Genomic DNA, 19,635 nt, shown 5'->3' with positions numbered 1-19,635 from the left:
GCAAGGTTTTAAATTGTTATTGTATTGTGAATACGACATTGATGGTTGCTATAAAGAAAAAGCACAAAACAAAAACGCCTCTGTGTCAGAGGCGTTTTTTTGGGGGCAAATACCGGACTGATCAGGATTGATGAATCTCGATCTGATGCGGGGCCGGGACTGGCCAGCCTGCTTCGGCACAGGCGGCGGCAATCGCCTTGTTGGTGTCGAAATAGACTTGCCAGTAATCCTTGTTACTGCAGTTAGGGCGCACTGCCAATAAGGTGCCGGCTGCATTGAATTCCAGGATTTCTATGGTTGGTGCCGGGTTCAGCGTGATATTGGCAACGCGGCTTACATGTTTTTGCAGCATCGCAATCGCCGCCAGCGGCTCTACGCCATTCGCGATCTGGCATTTCAGATCAACCCGGCGATGTGGATTGGCGGAGTAGTTGACCAGATTATCGGCAAAAATCTTACTGTTGCCCACATACACACGCAGGTTGTCGCCGGTAGTCAGTGTGGTAGCGAACAGGCCGATTTCCGTGACTTCACCGGTTTGACCACCTGCGCTGATCGCATCCCCGACTTTGAATGGACGCAACAGCACCAGGAAAATCCCGGCAGCGAAATTAGACAGCAAGCCTGACCAGGCGACGCCTATCGCGACGCCACCAGCTGCAATCAGCGCGGCCAGTGAAGTGGTCTGGATGCCGCAAACGTCCAGAATGGCAATGACTAAGGCAATACGCAGGGTGACCTTCAAGGAAGATTCGCCATACGAAACCAGTGTGGGATCTACCTTGCGCAAAGTCATTGCCTTACGCAACAGACCAGCCAGCATGTTGATGATGATGCCACCGATGATCCAGATCGCAATTGCGGCCAGGATTTTCAGTCCGAAAGGTACGATGTAGGTGTTCAGTAATTGTTCAAGGTCGATAGTCGGCATGGTCATCCTTTTCAAAGAAAAATGTTCAGGAAGTAATGTCCGTTTTTATACCATTATTGTCAATAAGTAAGATGTTAAGTTTTGCTAAATCTGTCACGTTGGTGATTGATCGTGACAGATAGATGGCAATTGCATGTCATTTCGGTGACATAGCCTGCGTTTGCAGGCTGGGGCGGAATTGTATGCGTTGATAGCCAGCCTGTTCCGCCTTTTGCCAGATGTTTTGCATGACGGCGTCTGACAGTTGAGGCGTGCGCGATAAAACCCAGCCATATTGGCGTCCGGGTTCGCCAACCAGCACCCATTGATAATCCGGGTCCAGCGCCAGTACCCAGTAATTGCCGTAAAAAGGCCGGAAAAAGCTCACGCGCAATTTGGCGTTGTTGGATTGTGCTACGACCTCGGCCACACCTTGCGCCGTCTCCATTCCCTGATCGGCACGTTTACAACGATTAGTGACACGTATTTGTTCGCCCTGTAACTGATATTCAGCCTGGGTATCGCTGGCGCACATAGCTTGAAAGCGGTTAGGTATCAGTGCGATTTCATACCAGCGCCCCAGATAGCGCTGCAGGTCGACCTGGGCCACCACATCCATAGGCGCAGCGGGTTGCGTGTTACAGGCACTGAGCAAAGATGCTGAGAGCAGGACGCTGGTGCAGAGCAAAGCAAAACGGCAGAGTGACATGATTTTTCCTGAGAGTTGGTGTTGCAGAAGTCCAGCATGATTCCTGGAAGATACGGTGCTGCTTGTTTAGTATGCCGATGATAAGGTAAATCGCAATTGCACGTGCTTATCCGCCATTTTTCATCATTGTGCTTCTGCCTGAGTCGCTTCAGGAATTGTGGTATTCCTGTACCTGCGGCTGGATTAGAGTGCAGCCTCTAAGGCCTGAAAAACCCTGCTAACGCTGTACTGATCAGAGTGTCGCAGCAATTCTGACCCGCTAGTTAAGAGGGACTTGCTCTGGATTCTGTGCTGCATCGCAAATTGACTTGGCGCAATGCTGTTTCGATACTGCGTTGCGATCAGTCACACATACTAAGCAGATAATCAAATCAAACATCCCCAGACCCTGGAGGAGACAGCGGCTGATCGGCAAGCGGAGGAGGTCCTCTGTTTTGCACTATTCATGTGATTCATTTTGGGAGGTGAATAATGAAGTTAATGCGTATCGTGATCACGACTTTCCTGCTGGCGATGGCAGGTTTATCCAGCGTCGCCAGCGCTGCCAATTACACGCTGTGGATCAATGGCCGTGGTGGTGGCGGGGTGGTTGGTGACTACACTAGTTTTAATTACTGGGGGCCAGCCAGCACAGCCGCAGGCGTAAATAAAAAAGCCGTCAACTGGGATGGCTATCACAGTATCGCATCAGAGAATGGCAAGATCCGTGATGCACTCGATTGCTTCTGTACCGGTAACAACTGGTGTTATGTTGCGACCCACAGTGCGGGCGATTTGATGATGGGCTATACGCTGGCGAATTATGGTGGCTCTACACGTATGAAGAAAAATGCCGTTTCTAATTCGTCGGGGCAGTGTGGTAACAGCGATGGCACAACGCAGGTGGGCTGGAATATCAAATGGGTGCGCGCTGCATCGGGTGCTGGCGGAGGTTCGGAATTGTCGGATGCGGGTTCCTGGGCCATGAGTGAGCCGCTGGTGAAGGATCTCAAAACCAGCACCGCGCGTGCGATGTACAACCACAATGAAACCCGCAATGTCTGGTTCTATATGTATGCGGGTGCCAAGGGTACCTTTTACTCCGGCATTCTGCCTGGCCAGGATGATGAAGCCGTGGCTTATCACAGCAGCGGTGGGGTGGCCGGTTCCGGTGGACAGTCGCTCTGTAATCCTTCGGACTGGTTCTGCAATGACCTGACGTTGGGGACTGCAGCCAACGAAGGAGGGTCAGTGAAGTGGGCTTACCACTCGGTCAGCTTCAGGGATGATGCAGAAGCCTACAATCATTATGCCAATGGGAATTGGCAGGGCATCATTTCTGTGGTGCGCGCGGCGGTAGTCAGCAATGCCACGTAAGCAGGATAAAGCAGGAACATCGCGCACTACTGCATCGGCCGCCAATGCGGCTGATGCAGTGAAGTCGCCGCGCGATGACTGGACGCGTTATCGCAAGCCCGCAGCAGCCATCCTGGTGGTGGCTGTATTGTTGGCTGTGCTGGTCTGGGATGGCAGTCAGCCTGGTACACCAGCGAACGCTGGGCAGCCATCAACTGGCGTAAGTAGTGCAATTAGTGGGCGTGAATTCCTGTCTATGCCAGCAGCCACAAGCACAGCAAGCATGCCGCAGACAGCAGCGGTACAGCGTCAGCAACTGGTGCAGCAAGTAGTGCAGGCGGATCAGGCTTTGTGTCAGTATCAGAGCGGAACCCGCTATCCGCCTGGTTCTCGCCCTGTCAGTCAGCATCCGGATCAGATTTACCCGAATCAGCCAGTCGCCGAATTGCATGCGATGCGCAAGCCTGACGGCACAGCGGATAAGACGGTGCAGATTGCCACGACTCAGTCCCACGTCTATCTGGCAGCCGGTGAAAAAGCTGTCTTCACGGTACGCGCCAGTGATGCGCAGGGACAGCCGCTGACGCTGCAAATAGACAAAGCAGTCGCCAAAGGTCTGAGCTTTGCCGGGCAAAAGGAAAGCGCCGCGCTGGCGTTGAATATGAATGACAGCGGGCAGGATGGCGATACCCGTGCCGCCGATGGGATATACAGCGCAACGCTGCAGCCGGCACAGAGCGGCTTTGCCAGCTTTCACGGCACCGTGCGCACTGAAGTCAGCTATACCGTAGCGGGCAAGCCGGGACGTATTTTCTTCGATGTGGTGTATTCGCCGGAGTTGCCAGCCACCTGGGTAGCCGGTGTCAGGGAAAGCAGTGAGGGCGGTCAGTTGCGTTTTACGCTGCGTGCCAATGTGCGTTTGCCGGGGCGCTATCTGGTCAGTGCCAGACTGGATGATGCGCAGGGCAAACCGTTTGCCTTACTGAGTTTTAATGATTTGCTGCCGCAGGGGATGAATGATATTCCGCTCATTGTTGCGGGTAATTTGCTGCGCGATCAGCAAGTGGCCATGCCTCTGCGTTTGCGCGATGTAGATGCATATCTGCTGCGCGAAAATGCCGATCCTGACCGTTTGCTGATGCCGCGCCTGGAAGGGCAGGTCGCGGTCAGTAAGACCTATGCACTGAACGCTTTTTCGCCTGAGGAATGGCAGAGCGAAGAACGGCAGCGTTATCTGACTGAGTTTGGCAAAGACTTGCAACAGGCAAAGAACGCCCTGCGTCAGTTTGATCCGGATGTGGAGCGCAATGGCTATCCACAAAGCGAATGTCGTACTGCAGGCAGCTCAAACGCTGCTGCCGCCGTCACTGCAAGCGCGCAGCGTCTGGTGCGCTGACCCAGGCTGGCCGTATAGTTTTTTTGCATGACAGCGATTAGCGATCACGATTAGCCAACACGGATTATCCATGGCAAACTATCCTTAATGAAAATAATTCTCATTAAGGATAGCAAGATGCCTGACTTATCGCTCAACGCACAATCGCACGCAAACGCAAGCTCAACTTTAAATTCAAACTTGGCTTCCACGGCTGGCTGGCGTACCCAGGTCTGGCAAATGATGCAGTCCAGACCTGGATTGACGCTGGCATTTATTGCAGCTTTGGGAAGCTTGTTGATACTGCTTACCCAAAGTCTGTATCAGGTCTGGCAAGGTCAGGCCGCGATTGGTGTCGGGCTGGCGCTGGCAGCGGGTACTGCTGGTTTTCTTGCCACTGCTTTCGGTGCCTTACCGGCCTTGGTGATACGTCAGTTACCGCAGCAGCTGGAAGACAGTTTGCTGGGCTTTGCCGCGGGTATGATGCTGGCGGCAAGTGCTTTCTCGCTCATTATTCCTGGTATTGCAGCTGCGACGACTATGGTAGACAGCCGCGCGCTGGCTGCCGGTGTGGTGGTGCTCGGGATGGCGGCAGGTGTGATGCTGATGCTGGGGCTGGATCATTTCACGCCACATGCGCATGATAAGACCGGCCCCTGTGGTCCGGCGCATGAGCGTTGCGGCAAGGTCTGGTTGTTTGTGCTGGCGATTGCGATTCATAACCTGCCGGAAGGGATGGCGATGGGGGTGAGTTTTTCTCAAGGTGACATGAATGTGGGACTGCCTTTGAGTACCGCCATCAGCATACAGGACATTCCCGAGGGGCTGGCCGTTGCGCTGAGCCTGCGCGGGGCTGGTATTGCGCGTTTGCATGCAGTGCTGATCGCTATTGCGACTGGCTTGCTGGAACCATTGGGCGCTGTGCTGGGCGTGAGTTTATCCGGCGGACTGGCGCTGGCCTATCCGATAGGATTGGGACTGGCGGCGGGTGCAATGTTATTTGTGGTGTCGCATGAAGTGATACCGGAAACCCACAGAAACGGACATCAGACCAGTGCCACCTTAGGTCTGATGCTGGGATTCGCGCTGATGATGGTACTCGATACCAGTCTGGGCTAAGCGCATCTGAAGAAACGAGTGCTTCTATCGCGTCAGTCTGCGCCGTATCGCGAAGCTCAGTGCATCGACCAGCGCCACCAGTAACAGCATGGCGATGATGACTGTCGCTGCGCTGTGCATCTGGAACAGAGACAGATGGTATTTCAGCATTTGTCCCAGACCGCCTGCGCCGACCACACCCAGTATGGCTGCTGCGCGTATATTGTTTTCCCAGCGATACAGGGTGTAAGACAGCATTTGCGGCAGCCCCATCGGTAAGCTGGTGTAGAAAAATATCTGAGCGCGACTGGCGCCATTGATCTTCAGAGTCTGTGCATTTTCTGGCGGCAGATTTTCCAGCGTCTCTGCAAACAGGCGACCCAGTACGCCGGTAGTATGCGCAGCCAGGGCGATGGTCCCTGCGAAAGGCCCGAGTCCCGCCGCGATCAGCATAATTGATGCCCATACCAGCTCAGGAATGGCACGCGCCAGATTCAGTAACAAGCGGCTGCAGTGGTACAGAAAGCGGCCATACTGTTTGCTGGCAGGCAGAGCCAGCAGCATGCCTGCCAGTGCGGCCAGCACGGTACCCAGTGCTGACATGGCCAGTGTTTCCAGCGTCGCCATGGCAGTCTTGTGCAGAAAGCCAGCTTGCATATCGGGAGGCGCAAACCCGGCCAGAAAGTCGCGGCTGCTTTGCAGCGCCTGATCGCTGAATAACTCGGCCCAATGCATGTCCAGGCTCAGGAAACTGGCGCTGATCAGCAGTGCCAGCAACAGCAGGATTAGCATGGTTTGCCAGCGCATTACCGGCTTTGCTTGTTGCAGCGCAGGGTGAGTCATGCCAGACTCCTGCGCAGCCACTGGCTGAAACTGTCGGCCACACTGACCAGTAACATAAAGACGATCAGCATCGTCGACACTTCCGCACCCGCCAGCATTTTCATCGATTCATCCATACGCTGCCCCAGTCCACCGGCACCGACAAAACCCATGATCACCGAACCACGGATCGCACATTCCCAGCGATAGATAGTGTAGGACGCCAGTTCAGAGGCGGCAGCTGGCAGACTCGCATACAGAAATGCCTGTAAGCGCGAGCTGCCATTTTCCAGTAATTGTCGGCTGCAGCTGGCATCGGTGGATTCCAGAATTTCCGCATACACCTTGCCCAGCATGCCGCAGTAAGTCAGCGCGATCGCGAGTACCCCGGCACTGGGACCCAGACCGACTATACGCACGAATAACAAGGCCCATACCAGTTCCGGTACGCTACGCAGCAAGACTAGTAACCAGCGTACGCTTTGGCGGCACAGCCAGGGCAGGCGCGCCATACCGGATTTACCGATGGCAGAAATCGATAGCTGTGCATTCACGATCAGCGCCAGCGGTATGGCAGCCAGTAGTGCGAGCGTAACGCCAGCCGTTGCCATCGCGATGGTTTGCCAGGTCGCGACTAACACCAGTTGCAGGAATTCAGCATCATGCGCAGGCGGGAAAAAGTTTTTCAGGAATTGCCAGCTCGCCTGCAGACTTTGCGCATCCATCAAATCCCAGGGCCGGAACTCAGTCATGCTGAGCATGGGCCACAGCAAAACTACGGCCAGTAGCAGCAGGCTGACGCGCGATTTCCAGGCGGGATCGCGCAGAACGTCAGCGTGTGGCGGTGCAGATATTTCAGCGTTCACTCTCACCTCAGAAACAGCGCATGGTGTCCGGCAGCGCCGCATCTGGCGTCGCGGCGGTGGCAAGGTGTGCGGGCACGCTGGCGCTGCCCGCATTGCGATATAACCCGGTCAGCATGGCATCGGTGACGCGATCGGTATCAAACAGAATCTCGCCCTGACGCAAACCTATCACTCTGGGGAAATGTTCGCGTGCCAGTTCAACCTGATGCAGGCTGCAAATCAGCGTGGCCTGACGTTGACGGGCCAGTTGTTGCAGGCTGTTCAGGGTTTGCACAGCCAGGGTAGGGTCCAGTGCTGACAGCGGTTCGTCCACCAGCAGCAGGCGTGCATCCGACAGGCAAAGACGGGCCAGGCCGCAGCGTTGACGCTCACCGCCGGACAGCTGGTCCACTCGTGCATACAGTTTGTCTTGTAAGTGAAAGTGCGCCAATGCCTCATAGGCGGCAACTGGATCAGCCGGACTGAACAGACTGCGCAGCGACTGCCATAGCGACCATTGAGGCAGGCGGCCAGCCAGTACGCTGGTAATCACGCGCTGGCGTGCTGGCAAAGGCGGACTTTGCGGAGCCAGGAATAACTGGCGGCGCATCGCATGGCGCTCCGCATCTGTGTGCTGCCAAGGATAGCTGTCATTCCAGACCAGTTCGCCACTGGCAGGCTGGTGTGCACAGGCGAGCGTATGCAGCAGGGTGGTTTTGCCCGCACCGGAAGGACCGATGATGGCAATCTGCTCGCCAGACTTAATCTGCAAAGAGATATTTTTCAGTGCAAAGTTCTGGCCAGCGTCAGACTTGGATGAAGCTGCACCAGCATGCCGCACACACAGATCGTGCAGGCTGATCTGTGTGGCGGGTGCTGCGTTTGAGACGGGGGGAACTGACATTACTTGAGTAAGCCTGCATTGTGTGCAGCAGCTTCTATAGCTTTGTAATTCTCTGCTTTGGTCGGGATGAAACGTGCAGCGCGTTGCAGCTCCAGAATTTCTTTATCTTCTGGTTTAGACGCGTCCAATGCGAGGAAGGCATCGGTAATTTTTTTGCGCAAGTCGGCTGGCATGTCGGCGCGTACCGTCCAGTTATAGTCAAAATAGCCTGGTGTGGTATAGAACACGCGCACTTGACGGGTATCGACTTTATTCTGTGCCACCAGTTTTTCCCAAACTGAGATATTGAGCGCGCCGGCATCGACTTTGCCGCCAGCAACCGCTGCCACAGTCGCATCATGCGCGCCCGAGAATGCGATACGCTTCATATCGCTATCCGGATTGATTTTCGCTGCCAGTAAAAATGAACGCGGCATCAAGTGGCCCGAGGTTGAAGACTCAGAACCAAAGCTAAAGGTCTTGCCTTTCAGGTCTTCCAGCTTATTGATGTCTTTGTGGGTAGTGACGAATACAGACTTAAATTTTTCATCTTCTTCGCGCTGTACCAGTGGGATGACCTGGTCTTTACTGCGAACTTTTGCCTGTACAAAAGTGAAGCCGCCGAACCATACCATGTCGAGTTTTTTATTGATCAGGCCTTCGACCGATGCCGCATAATCGGTGACGGGCGTGAACTCGACTTTCATGCCCAGTTTCTTTTCCAGGTAAGCGCCCAGCGGTTTGAATTTACGCTGTAATTCTGTCGGTGCTTCGTCCGGAATAGCGGAGACGCGCAGCACTTGCTGGGTTTGGGCGGATGCCACACTGGAGACGCCAAGCAGAGCGGCTGCGGTCAGCATTGTGAGTTTGCGACGTGAAATATTCATAGACATAGTCATCTGCACCTGAGAGTGGGAAGGATAAACGCTGCATTAGCGGCGTCGTCATGGATGAAATGCCTGACCACACATGGGGCAGGCATATAGAATCTGTGTAAGTATAAGATAAATCGTGCCAGCAGGTTACCGGGCACACTGCCGCGCTTAATTTCCCGGTTTGGGGAAATTCACTTGAGGCAGCTCTTTGTAGAAGCAGCGGTTACGGCCCTGTTTTTTTGCTTCATACAGTGCCGCATCTGCGGTACTCAGCAGCGCATTCGGATCGGTGCCTTCCATCTTGTTGAAATGGCTGTAGCCTATGCTGATACTGACGCGATCGCCGACTTTGGAACGTGCATGTGGGATGTCGCTGTTCCAGATTGCCAGTCGTAATTTTTCCGCGAACTGCACTGCGGAATCCTGCGCCATATTCGGCAGCATCAGGATAAATTCCTCACCACCGAAACGCGCCACCACGTCGCTGGCGCGCAGCAATTGTTGTTTGAGTGTAGTGGCAACTTCGATGAGTGCTTTGTCACCGATCACGTGGCCGTAGAAGTCGTTATATTCTTTAAAGAAGTCGATATCCACCATAAAGATAGAGATCGAACTGTTCTGGCGGGTGGAGTGGCCCAGCGCCATTTTGAAATGTTCGTCAAAAAAGCGTCGGTTGTAGATGCCGGTGAGTCCGTCAGTGGTTGCTTCTTTTTTCAATAACTCTGAATGGGAACGCAGGATTTTCTCGCGTTTGATCGAGGTGGTAGAGTCGGTAATCTGGATCAGACAACAGCGCTCGCCATCGATTTGTACCGGCGTCAGCGTGACCGACTGATGTATCCTGACTGCGCCGGGCATATCGAGCAAGCGCTCGAACAGTGCGAGAGGTGAACGATGTAAGGCGTTAGACAAAACCACCGGCAGTCCGTAAGTGAGCGTGTTAGCTAATGCCATCGCGAAGGCGCGGCTGGGTGGCTCAGCGAAAGCATCGTTGATCGTCTTGCCAACCGCCAGCTTTGCTTCAATGCCGCTGTGCCGCACTACCCAGTCATTCCATAAAGTGACTGTTTGCTGACTATCCACCACGATCAGTCCCAGGCTGATGGTATTCAGTATGGCTTCCATTGCCGCGGGCGATGGAATGACAGGCACCGGCACCGACATCAAATTTCCCCTAAAAAGCGTTCGATTTGGATAATCAGATCTTTCAGTGATGTTGAACTCAACAGGAAAATCAGGTGACCTTCTGAGCGGCGTTTTTCAATTGCCAGATCGATATGCAGCAAGAGCAGATAGGACTGATTGATGTCTTCATTGTTGACGCGCCGCAGGATTTCATCAGTCGAAGCGACAGAGTAATCCGGCAGCGAGCAATTCATAGGGATGCTCAGCATATCCGCCATGGCGGACAGGCAGGCATTGAGAATGATATTACCGAGTTCACACATGGCTTCCTGCTCAAATTCAGCCAATTCTTCCAGGCTGATTTGCGAACCCATCATGTCACGCACGATTTCCAGTGCATGTTCTTCGGTGAATAAGAGTATTGCCTCAGCTTCAAAGCTGCCAGTGAAAGTCTGGTGTACTGCGCCAAAGCGTTCGCCCCTGAGTCCCATGACTGACAGGTCAATCTCAGAAGACTTGCGAATTTCCACCGATGGTACTGATAAACGGACTTCATCGCCGACAATTTCTGACAGGCTGGCCGCGGCCCGACCTGCGCCGACGTTGAAAACTTCGCTTAGTGCATCTAGGTGTAATTCGCTCAGAATGTTCATGCTGCGCTCGCAAAGTAATTGAGTACGATAGCAATCGATTTTTCTGTAACTGGTTTAGCGACGAAAATAGAGCCTATCGAATTGGCCCTGGTTTGCATTGTATCCTGCACATTGGCCGAGAAAATGGCGATGCGCATATGTGGGTGTTTCTGCAGTATCTGCTCCGCAGCATCGGTGCCCAGCATGCCTGGCATATTGATGTCCATGGTGCAGAAATCCGGTTTGGCTTCATCGACTATTTTGAGCGCGTCCTCACCAGTCGCAGCTTCCATAAATTCCCAGTCTGGCTGAACGGCTTTCACGTGGGCACGGATGACCATGCGTGAGACTTTACTATCGTCAACAATCAGTAATTTTTTCATAGTGAGTACTTGATCCAGTTTGCCGTTGTATAAGATTCTTTTCGGCATTTTACCTTACAGTTAACGTCAGAATGTGACGAAAAGATACAATCTTTTCATACACGCTTTCATTTGACTGTCGTTTTCAATTTACGCCATAAAGTTGTTCTGCTGATCCCCAGATAAGCAGCGGCTGCTTCACGGTTTTGCTGGAACATCTCCAAAACTTTCTCTATGGAAACTTCATTGTTGTCCATGACTTCAGATGTTGCCACATCTATCAGCGCTGTTGAGGTTAAAGATTGTTTCTTTGTGGTAATTTCAGGCAGAATTTGCTGGATAAAATATGGGCTCAGCGCCTGCAAAGGTTCTGCAGCCAGAAACAGCGCAAGACGTTCCATCATATTGCGCATTTCGCGCACATTGCCCGGCCAGTGATAGGCGCTCAGCAAGGGCTGGCAACTCAGCATTTCTGCATGCAGATTCACATGTGGACGTGCACCCAATGCAGCCAGCGCATGCTTGAGACACCAGACTGCGAGTGGCAGTATATCTTCTGGCCGCTCGCGCAATGTGGGCATACTCAGGCGCAATACCGCCAGACGGTAAAACAGATCAGCGCGAAATTGCCCGCTAGCGACACGCTGCTCCAGATCACAATGGGTGGCACTGATGATGCGCACGTCCACCGCTACTGGTCGTACACCACCGACCCGCACGATTTCACGCTCCTCCAGTACGCGCAATAGCCGGGTCTGCAACTGGAGCGGCATTTCACCGATTTCATCCAGAAACAGGGTGCCGCGATGTGCGGTTTCAAACAGACCCGCATGGCCACCCCGTTTCGAGCCGGTGAAAGCGCCTTCTTCATAGCCGAATAATTCAGATTCGAGCAGGTTCTCTGCGATCGCACCGCAGTTAATGGCGACAAAGGGCTGGCGCGCACGCGGGCTTTCTCTGTGCATGGCTTGTGCGGCTAATTCTTTGCCGGTGCCGGTTTCACCCTGAATTAATACGGTGGCGGGGGAGCGTGCAAACAGATTGACGGCGCGCCGCGTCGCTTGCATCGCGGCTGAGTCACCCCGCAAGTCATTCAGACTGTGGCGCGCCCTGAGTGCGTCGGCGGCGGCATGATTGCGGCCACGGCTGCTTTCCAATCGTGTAAGGCGCGCGATTTCCAGTGCATCGTTGAATGCCTGCCGGATCGAGGTTGCTGAATACATAAAGATGCCGGTCAGTCCGGCTTCTTCAGACAAATCGGTAATCAGCCCGGCACCGACGATGGCTTTGATGCCGGCCGCCTTCAATTCGCTGATCTGGGCCCGTGCATCCTCTTCGGTTACATAAGTGCGTTGCGCAATCTGAAACCCAAAAGTCGTTTTGAATTCGGCCAGCTCAGGCATGGTTTCCTGATAAGTAATCAGGCCGATTTCCGGTGAAACGCGGCGCGCACGGGCCAAGGCCTGCATCAGATCGAAGCCACTGGCCTTGGCGATCACGACCGGCACAGGCAGCCGGCTCTTCAAGTAAGCGCCATTGGAGCCAGCTGCGATCACCGCGTCGCAGCGTTCGCTTAGCAGGCGTTCGCGTATGTGTTGTACTGCATCTTCGAAGCCCATCTGCAGCGGCACGATATCGGCATTGGCATCGTACTCGACCATGATGTCGCGAAACATATCAAACAGGCGTGAGATCGAGACGGTCCAGATCACCGGTTTTTCCTGGTCGCGGGTGGTAGCCGGATATTTCATAGGGAGTTTATCTTTCGTTGGGCGATATCGAACTGTTGCAAATGAGTGTTGCAAATGAGTGTTTCAGTGTTTCATTTACGTGTTTCAGTGAAACGTCATTATGAAACAAATAGCCTGGCTTGTCATGCTGACTGTAGCCTGATCTGGCGCAAGTCAGCTCGCTAAGTGCTTGATTTTTATTGCCTCACGCCTAAGCTGGGGCTGACAAAACCGGTGTGCTATCTGAACTGGCACAGGCTTTGCAATGGAGTGGCTAAATTTGTTCAACAACACCCGGCTGTGGCAACACGCCGGTCACTGAGAGAAATCAGATGAGTCAATATTCCGCAGGAGCCGCCTTCCGCAAGGCGATGCAAGAAGAGTCCCCGTTGCAGGTAGTCGGCGCCATCAACGCCAATCACGCTTTGCTGGCGAAACGTGCCGGTTTTAAAGCGATTTATCTGTCTGGCGGCGGTGTTGCTGCCGGCTCACTTGGTTTGCCGGATCTGGGCATTTCCAATCTGGATGATGTGCTGACCGATGTGCGTCGTATTACCGATGTGTGCGATCTGCCTTTGCTGGTGGATGTGGATACCGGTTTCGGTTCCTCCGCCTTCAATGTCGCACGCACTGTGAAGTCCATGATCAAGTTCGGCGCTGCCGCCATGCATATCGAAGACCAGGTGGGTGCCAAGCGTTGCGGCCATAGGCCGGGCAAGGAAATCGTGTCCAAACAAGAGATGGTGGATCGCGTTAAAGCAGCAGTCGATGCGCGTACTGATGAAAACTTCGTCATCATGGCACGCACCGATGCACTCGCAGTAGAAGGTCTGGACGCCGCGATAGACCGTGCGCTGGCCTGTGTGGAAGCCGGTGCTGACATGATTTTCCCGGAAGCGATTACCCAGCTCGATATGTACAAACAATTCGCGAATGCGGTGAAAGTACCTATTTTGGCCAACATCACGGAATTTGGCGCCACACCGCTGTACACCGTCGAGGAATTGAAATCCGCGGATGTGGGCCTGGTGCTGTACCCCTTGTCCGCATTCCGCGCCATGAACAAAGCCGCTGAAAATGTCTACCACGCGATCCGTCGCGACGGCACCCAGCAGCAGGTAGTCGACACCATGCAAACCCGCATGGAATTGTACGAACGTATCAACTACCACGATTTTGAACAAAAGCTGGATGCCTTGTTTGCACAGCAAAAAGCGAAATAAGCGCTGCAAGCAAAATAACCTTACAGCCAAAACTAATTCAATCAGATAAAAACCGACTGGAGATCAGCATGAGTACTCAAGATAACCCAACGTTCAAACCAAAAAAATCAGTTGCCCTGTCCGGCGTCACCGCAGGTAATACCGCGCTGTGTACCGTAGGAAAAACCGGAAATGACCTGCATTACCGTGGTTACGATATTCTGGATGTGGCAGATGCCTGTGAGTTTGAAGAAATCGCGCATTTGCTGGTACACGGCAAACTGCCGACTGCGGCTGAACTGAAAGCCTATAAGGCCAAGCTCAAAGCCCTGCGTGGCTTGCCAGTCAGCGTGATGGCCGTGTTGGAATGCCTGCCAGCTGCATCCCATCCTATGGACGTGATGCGTACCGGTGTCTCCGCACTGGGTTGCGCTTTGCCAGAAAAAGATGATCACAACACGCCAGGTGCACGCGATATCGCCGACCGTCTGATGGCGTCGCTGGGCTCCATGCTGCTGTACTGGTACCACTTCAGCCATAACGGCAAACGGATCGATGTAGAAACCGATGACGAATCCATTGGTGGTCACTTCCTGCATTTGCTGCACGGTGTGGCACCTTCCGAATCCTGGGTCAAGGCGATGCATACTTCGCTGATCCTGTACGCAGAACACGAATTCAACGCCTCGACTTTCACTGGCCGTGTGATTTCCGGCACTGGCTCGGATATGCATTCTGCCATCACTGGTGCGATCGGTGCCTTGCGCGGTCCTAAGCATGGCGGTGCGAATGAAGTCGCATTTGAAATCCAGAAGCGTTATGACAATCCTGATGAGGCCGAAGCGGACATCAAAAAGCGCGTGGAAAACAAAGAAGTGGTGATCGGTTTCGGTCACCCCGTGTACACCATTTCTGATCCGCGTAACAAAGTGATTAAAGAAGTCGCGCGCCAGTTATCGGAAGAAGCCGGTTCCACCAAAATGTTTGACATCGCAGAACGTCTGGAAACAGTGATGTGGGATATCAAAAAAATGTTCCCGAATCTGGACTGGTTCTCTGCCGTCTCCTACCACATGATGGGTGTGCCAACTGCGATGTTTACACCGCTGTTTGTGATCGCACGTACCTCAGGCTGGGCAGCGCATATCATAGAACAGCGTATCGATAACAAGATCATTCGTCCTAGCGCTAACTATGTGGGGCCGGAAGATTTGAAATTCGTTCCTATCAGCGAGCGTCAGTAATCATCCGGAGACCTCGTGAATTCTGACACACCTGCTTTGCTGTGCCGGCGTGCGCGGCAATCTGATCTGCCAGGTTTGCTGGCGCTGATTGCCGACGATGTGCTGGGTAAAAACCGCGATCACGGCGACCCGGATCAGGCTTGCTATGTGCAGGCCTTCCATGCCATCGATCAGGACGCTAATCAGTTGTTGCTGGTGGCCGAACTGCAAGGGCAGGAGGGGGAAGTCATCGCGATGTTGCAGCTGACTTTCATACCCGGCCTGAGCCGGCGCGGTGCCTGGCGGGCGCTGATAGAAAGTGTGCGCGTCAGCAGTGCTTTGCGTGGTCAGGGCATAGGCCGCTGGCTGATGCAGCAGGCAATCACGCAAGCGCGTGAGCGTGGTTGCCGTCTGGTGCAGCTGACCAGTGATAAACAAAGACAAGAAGCACACCGTTTTTACGGCAGCCTCGGATTTGTTGCCAGTCACGATGGATTTAAACTCGCGTTGTCATGAGAAAGAAAAACCTATGAATAGCCAATTTCGTCAAAACCTGTCCGGCACTCAGCTGGACTATTTCGATGCCCGTGCGGCAGTCGAAGCGATACAGCCAGGTGCCTATGCCAGACTGCCTTACACCTCACGTGTACTGGCAGAAAATCTGGTGCGTCGCTGTGATCCTGCGACACTCAACGATTCTTTAAAACAGCTGATCGAGCGTAAGCGCGAGCTGGACTTTCCGTGGTTTCCGGCACGTGTCGTATGCCACGATATCCTGGGGCAGACCGCTCTGGTCGATCTGGCCGGTTTGCGTGATGCGATTGCCGAGCAGGGCGGTGACCCGGCTCAGGTGAATCCTGTGGTTCCGGTGCAGCTGATCGTCGATCACTCGCTGGCGGTTGAATGTGGTGGCTTCGATCCGCAGGCGTTTGAAAAAAACCGTGCAATCGAAGACCGTCGCAATGAAGACCGCTTCCACTTCATTAACTGGACTAAGCTGGCATTCAAAAACGTCGATGTGATCCCGCCAGGTAATGGCATCATGCATCAGATCAATCTGGAACGCATGTCGCCAGTGATCCATGCGCAGAACGGCGTCGCATTCCCGGATACCCTGGTGGGTACCGACAGCCATACACCGCACGTAGATGCGCTGGGTGTCATCGCTATTGGCGTCGGTGGTCTGGAAGCGGAAAATGTGATGCTGGGCCGTGCATCCTGGATGCGTTTGCCGGATATCATTGGGGTTGAATTGAGCGGTAAGCCTCAGCCTGGTATTACTGCAACCGACGTGGTGCTGGCGCTCACAGAATTCCTGCGTCAGTCCAAAGTGGTCGGCGCTTACCTCGAATTTTATGGCAGCGGTGCAGCCGCGCTGACCTTGGGTGACCGCGCAACGATTTCCAATATGGCGCCGGAATACGGTGCGACCGCAGCGATGTTCAGCATCGATGAGCAGACCATCAATTATCTGAAACTGACCGGTCGCAGTGAAGAGCAGGTCGCGCTGGTGGAAACCTATGCCAAGACCGCTGGCCTGTGGTCGGATAGTCTGCTTGATGCCGAATATGAACGCGTGCTGAAGTTTGATTTGTCCAGCGTGGTGCGCAATATGGCAGGCCCATCTAATCCGCATGCGCGGGTTGCGACTGCTGATCTGGCTGCCAAAGGGATTGCGGCGGCCTGGCAGGATGTACCTGGCCAGATGCCGGATGGCGCAGTGATTATTGCTGCGATCACCAGTTGCACCAATACCTCGAATCCGCGCAATGTGATCGCTGCTGGCTTATTGGCGCGCAATGCCAATCGCCTCGGTCTGGTTCGTAAGTCTTGGGTCAAATCTTCTTTAGCGCCAGGCTCCAAAGCTGTCACCCTGTATCTGGAAGAAGCGGGCCTGATGCCTGAGCTGGAAAAACTGGGCTTTGGTGTGGTCGCTTATGCGTGTACCTCATGCAATGGCATGTCCGGTGCTTTGGATCCGGTGATACAGCAGGAAATCATAGACCGTGATTTATACGCAACGGCTGTGTTATCCGGTAACCGCAATTTTGATGGCCGTATCCATCCTTATGCCCAACAGGCTTTCCTGGCTTCGCCACCGCTGGTCGTGGCCTATGCGATCGCCGGTACTATCCGCTTTGATATCGAAAAAGACGTGCTGGCTGTGGTGGATGGTAAAGAAATCCGTCTGCAAGACATCTGGCCTCAGGATGAAGAAATCGATGCGATTGTGAAATCCAGCGTCAAACCTGAGATGTTCCGCAAGGTGTACGAACCGATGTTCGCGATCTCCACTGAGCAGGCCGCCAGCGTGCCACCGCTGTACGACTGGCGTGCACAATCAACCTATATCCGCCGTCCGCCTTACTGGGAAGGTGCTCTGGCCGGTGAACGCACTATGCGTGGCATGCGCGCACTGGCTGTGCTGGGTGACAATATCACGACCGATCACTTATCGCCTTCAAACGCCATCATGCTTAATAGTGCGGCGGGTGAATATCTGGCCAAAATGGGTTTGCCGGAAGAGGATTTCAATTCCTATGCAACCCATCGCGGCGATCACCTGACGGCGCAACGTGCGACCTTTGCTAATCCCACCCTGAAGAACGAGATGGTGCGTGATGCCGAAGGCAAGGTCAAAGCCGGCTCGCTGGCCCGTATCGAACCGGAAGGCAAAGTCACACGCATGTGGGAAGCGATAGAAACCTATATGGAACGTAAGCAACCGCTGATTATCATCGCCGGTGCGGATTACGGTCAGGGTTCTTCACGTGACTGGGCTGCCAAAGGCGTACGTCTGGCCGGTGTGGAAGTGATTGTGGCAGAAGGCTTTGAGCGCATACATCGCACCAATCTGATTGGCATGGGCGTGTTGCCGCTGGAGTTTAAGCCGGGTGTGAATCGCCTCACGCTGGGACTGGATGGCACGGAAACCTATGATGTGACTGGCGCACGCACACCGCGTACCAGCCTGACACTGCATATCCATCGCAAAAACGGCGAACACCTGGAGGTGCCGGTCACCTGCCGTCTGGATACCGCAGAAGAAGTCTCTATCTACGAAGCCGGTGGCGTGCTGCAACGCTTCGCTCAGGATTTCCTGGAAGCGACGAAAAGCTGATGTGATGGGCTGACTTAACACAGAGAGCACAGAGGGAATGAGACACAGAGAAAAGCTGGATAAATCGCTCGCTCCTGCATTTCTCCTTATTCTCTGTGTCTCTGTGCATCTGTATTTAGCACTTTTCAGCGCTTTTAATCTCAGTCAAGTATTAAACAGAATTGGACAATGTATGACTTATCCGGCTCAAATAAAAATCCCCGCTATTTATATGCGTGGTGGCACCAGTAAGGGTGTGTTTTTCCGGGTGCAGGATTTGCCCGAAGCGGCGCAACAGCCAGGTCCGGCGCGTGATGCCGTGTTGTTGCGTGTGATCGGTAGCCCTGATCCTTATGGTAAGCAAATTGATGGCATGGGCGGTGCAACTTCCAGTACCTCTAAAACCGTATTGCTGGCGAAGAGTAGTCAGCCAGACCATGATGTAGATTACCTGTTCGGTCAGGTGGCTATAGACAAGGCCTTCGTGGACTGGAGCGGTAACTGCGGCAATTTGTCGGCAGCGGTTGGGGCTTGTGCCATACAAATGGGCCTGGTCGATCAGGTGCCACAGAATGGCATCGCCGTGGTGCGTATCTGGCAGGCTAATATCGCTAAAACCATCATTGCGCATGTTCCGGTCACCAATGGTGAAGTACAGGAAACCGGCGACTTTGAACTTGATGGTGTGACCTTTCCAGCCGCTGAAGTACAGTTGGAATTTATGGACCCTGCTGCCGAAGAAGAGGGGGGTGGCGGTGCCATGTTCCCAACCGGGAATCTGATTGATACGCTGGATGTGCCGGGCGTAGGGGCTTTGCAGGCGACCATGATCAATGCTGGCATTCCTACTATTTTCATCAAGGCAGAACAGCTCGGATATAGCGGCGCAGAATTGCAGGAAGCGATTAACAGCGATGCGGCAGCATTGGCTAAGTTTGAAACCATACGCGCCTTTGGCGCTGTGCGTATGGGGCTGATTTCGCATCCCGATGAAGCGGCTAAACGTCAGCACACGCCTAAGGTCGCTTTCGTGGCGCCACCTTTGGATTATGTCTCGTCCAGCGGTAAGCCAGTCAGTGCCAGTGATATTGACTTGTCGGTGCGAGCGCTGTCTATGGGTAAATTACACCATGCGATGATGGGAACGGCGGCGGTCGCGATTGGTACTGCGGCCGCGATTCCCGGCACGCTGGTGAATCTGGCAGCTGGTGGCGGCAATCGTAGTGCTGTGCGCTTTGGTCATCCATCCGGCACGCTGCGGGTGGGTGCCGAAGCGACTCAGGTGGATGGCGTATGGGGTGTGAAAAAAGCCATCATGAGCCGCAGCGCGCGCGTGTTGATGGAAGGCTGGGTCAGAATTCCCGGTGACACTTTCTGACGCCATCATGGACGACTTAAGCACCATACTA

General features: G+C 53.9%; 18 protein-coding genes. 8 read left to right on the top strand and 10 right to left on the bottom strand.

The genetic code is table 11. The features are described 5' to 3' along the window. Window positions 1–121 precede the first annotated feature (121 nt). Window positions 122–931: a mechanosensitive ion channel family protein gene (locus tag EYB48_RS18295; protein WP_162021824.1), complete on the bottom strand. Its 810-nt coding sequence runs from the start codon at window positions 929–931 to the stop codon at window positions 122–124. Window positions 932–1,067: 136 nt separating this feature from the next. Then, complete coding sequence (locus tag EYB48_RS18290; RefSeq protein WP_162021823.1) at window positions 1,068–1,619, bottom strand: lipocalin family protein; 552 nt, start codon at window positions 1,617–1,619, stop codon at window positions 1,068–1,070. 471 nt (window positions 1,620–2,090) lie between these two features. Between EYB48_RS18290 and EYB48_RS18285 the strand changes: the two genes are divergently transcribed. From EYB48_RS18285 to EYB48_RS18275, 3 genes are all read left to right on the top strand, one after another. Next, complete coding sequence (locus tag EYB48_RS18285) at window positions 2,091–2,975, top strand: hypothetical protein (protein WP_235935262.1); 885 nt, start codon at window positions 2,091–2,093, stop codon at window positions 2,973–2,975. Continuing rightward, entirely contained in the window at window positions 2,965–4,350 is a 1,386-nt protein-coding gene (locus EYB48_RS18280) for a choice-of-anchor X domain-containing protein (protein WP_162021822.1), read from the top strand. The genes EYB48_RS18285 and EYB48_RS18280 overlap by 11 nt, the downstream gene beginning before the upstream one ends. A 117-nt stretch (window positions 4,351–4,467) precedes the next feature. Continuing rightward, entirely contained in the window at window positions 4,468–5,448 is a 981-nt protein-coding gene (locus EYB48_RS18275) for a ZIP family metal transporter (protein ID WP_162021837.1), read from the top strand. A gap of 24 nt (window positions 5,449–5,472) precedes the next feature. Here the strand turns inward: EYB48_RS18275 and phnE are convergent, their stop codons facing one another. The 8 genes from phnE to prpR form a co-directional block, all read right to left on the bottom strand. Then, on the bottom strand, window positions 5,473–6,270 hold the full coding sequence (gene phnE / locus EYB48_RS18270; RefSeq protein ID WP_162021821.1) for a phosphonate ABC transporter, permease protein PhnE: 798 nt from the start codon (window positions 6,268–6,270) through the stop codon (window positions 5,473–5,475). Next, window positions 6,267–7,115, bottom strand: coding sequence for a PhnE/PtxC family ABC transporter permease (locus EYB48_RS18265; RefSeq protein WP_328823493.1), 849 nt, complete (start codon window positions 7,113–7,115; stop codon window positions 6,267–6,269). The genes phnE and EYB48_RS18265 overlap by 4 nt, the downstream gene beginning before the upstream one ends. 7 nt (window positions 7,116–7,122) lie before the next feature. After that, on the bottom strand, window positions 7,123–7,998 hold the full coding sequence (locus tag EYB48_RS18260; RefSeq protein WP_162021819.1) for a phosphonate ABC transporter ATP-binding protein: 876 nt from the start codon (window positions 7,996–7,998) through the stop codon (window positions 7,123–7,125). Beyond that, complete coding sequence (locus EYB48_RS18255; protein WP_162021818.1) at window positions 7,998–8,870, bottom strand: putative selenate ABC transporter substrate-binding protein; 873 nt, start codon at window positions 8,868–8,870, stop codon at window positions 7,998–8,000. Before EYB48_RS18255 ends, EYB48_RS18260 begins: the two co-directional genes overlap by 1 nt. A 150-nt stretch (window positions 8,871–9,020) precedes the next feature. Continuing rightward, window positions 9,021–10,016 (bottom strand): sensor domain-containing diguanylate cyclase, encoded by a 996-nt coding sequence (locus tag EYB48_RS18250; protein WP_162021817.1) that lies wholly within the window; start codon window positions 10,014–10,016, stop codon window positions 9,021–9,023. Continuing rightward, window positions 10,016–10,630 carry a chemotaxis protein CheX gene (locus tag EYB48_RS18245; protein WP_162021816.1) on the bottom strand — a complete coding sequence of 205 codons (615 nt, stop codon included), beginning with the start codon at window positions 10,628–10,630 and terminating at the stop codon, window positions 10,016–10,018. Before EYB48_RS18245 ends, EYB48_RS18250 begins: the two co-directional genes overlap by 1 nt. Next, window positions 10,627–10,992: a response regulator transcription factor gene (locus tag EYB48_RS18240; protein WP_162021815.1), complete on the bottom strand. Its 366-nt coding sequence runs from the start codon at window positions 10,990–10,992 to the stop codon at window positions 10,627–10,629. The genes EYB48_RS18245 and EYB48_RS18240 overlap by 4 nt, the downstream gene beginning before the upstream one ends. 107 nt (window positions 10,993–11,099) lie before the next feature. After that, window positions 11,100–12,722, bottom strand: coding sequence for a propionate catabolism operon regulatory protein PrpR (gene prpR, locus EYB48_RS18235; RefSeq protein WP_162021814.1), 1,623 nt, complete (start codon window positions 12,720–12,722; stop codon window positions 11,100–11,102). Between the two features lie 311 nt (window positions 12,723–13,033). Here prpR and prpB point away from each other — a divergent pair, with 311 nt between their 5' ends. From prpB to prpF, 5 genes are all read left to right on the top strand, one after another. Continuing rightward, complete coding sequence (gene prpB / locus EYB48_RS18230) at window positions 13,034–13,924, top strand: methylisocitrate lyase (RefSeq protein ID WP_162021813.1); 891 nt, start codon at window positions 13,034–13,036, stop codon at window positions 13,922–13,924. 68 nt (window positions 13,925–13,992) lie between these two features. Continuing rightward, the gene (gene prpC, locus EYB48_RS18225; protein WP_162021812.1) at window positions 13,993–15,147 is read left to right on the top strand and encodes a bifunctional 2-methylcitrate synthase/citrate synthase; all 1,155 of its coding nucleotides are present in this window, start codon (window positions 13,993–13,995) and stop codon (window positions 15,145–15,147) included. Between the two features lie 15 nt (window positions 15,148–15,162). Continuing rightward, the gene (locus tag EYB48_RS18220) at window positions 15,163–15,642 is read left to right on the top strand and encodes a GNAT family N-acetyltransferase (RefSeq protein WP_162021811.1); all 480 of its coding nucleotides are present in this window, start codon (window positions 15,163–15,165) and stop codon (window positions 15,640–15,642) included. A 13-nt stretch (window positions 15,643–15,655) separates the two neighbouring features. Further along, window positions 15,656–18,247, top strand: coding sequence for a Fe/S-dependent 2-methylisocitrate dehydratase AcnD (gene acnD / locus EYB48_RS18215; RefSeq protein ID WP_162021810.1), 2,592 nt, complete (start codon window positions 15,656–15,658; stop codon window positions 18,245–18,247). 172 nt (window positions 18,248–18,419) lie between these two features. Beyond that, on the top strand, window positions 18,420–19,604 hold the full coding sequence (gene prpF / locus EYB48_RS18210) for a 2-methylaconitate cis-trans isomerase PrpF (protein ID WP_162021809.1): 1,185 nt from the start codon (window positions 18,420–18,422) through the stop codon (window positions 19,602–19,604). Window positions 19,605–19,635 lie beyond the last annotated feature (31 nt).

This window comes from Cognatundibacterium crateris (assembly GCF_010078235.1).
GTDB classification, from domain to species: domain Bacteria; phylum Pseudomonadota; class Gammaproteobacteria; order Burkholderiales; family Burkholderiaceae_D; genus Undibacterium; species Undibacterium crateris.
This window is presented reverse-complemented; position numbering and strand designations above follow the sequence as displayed.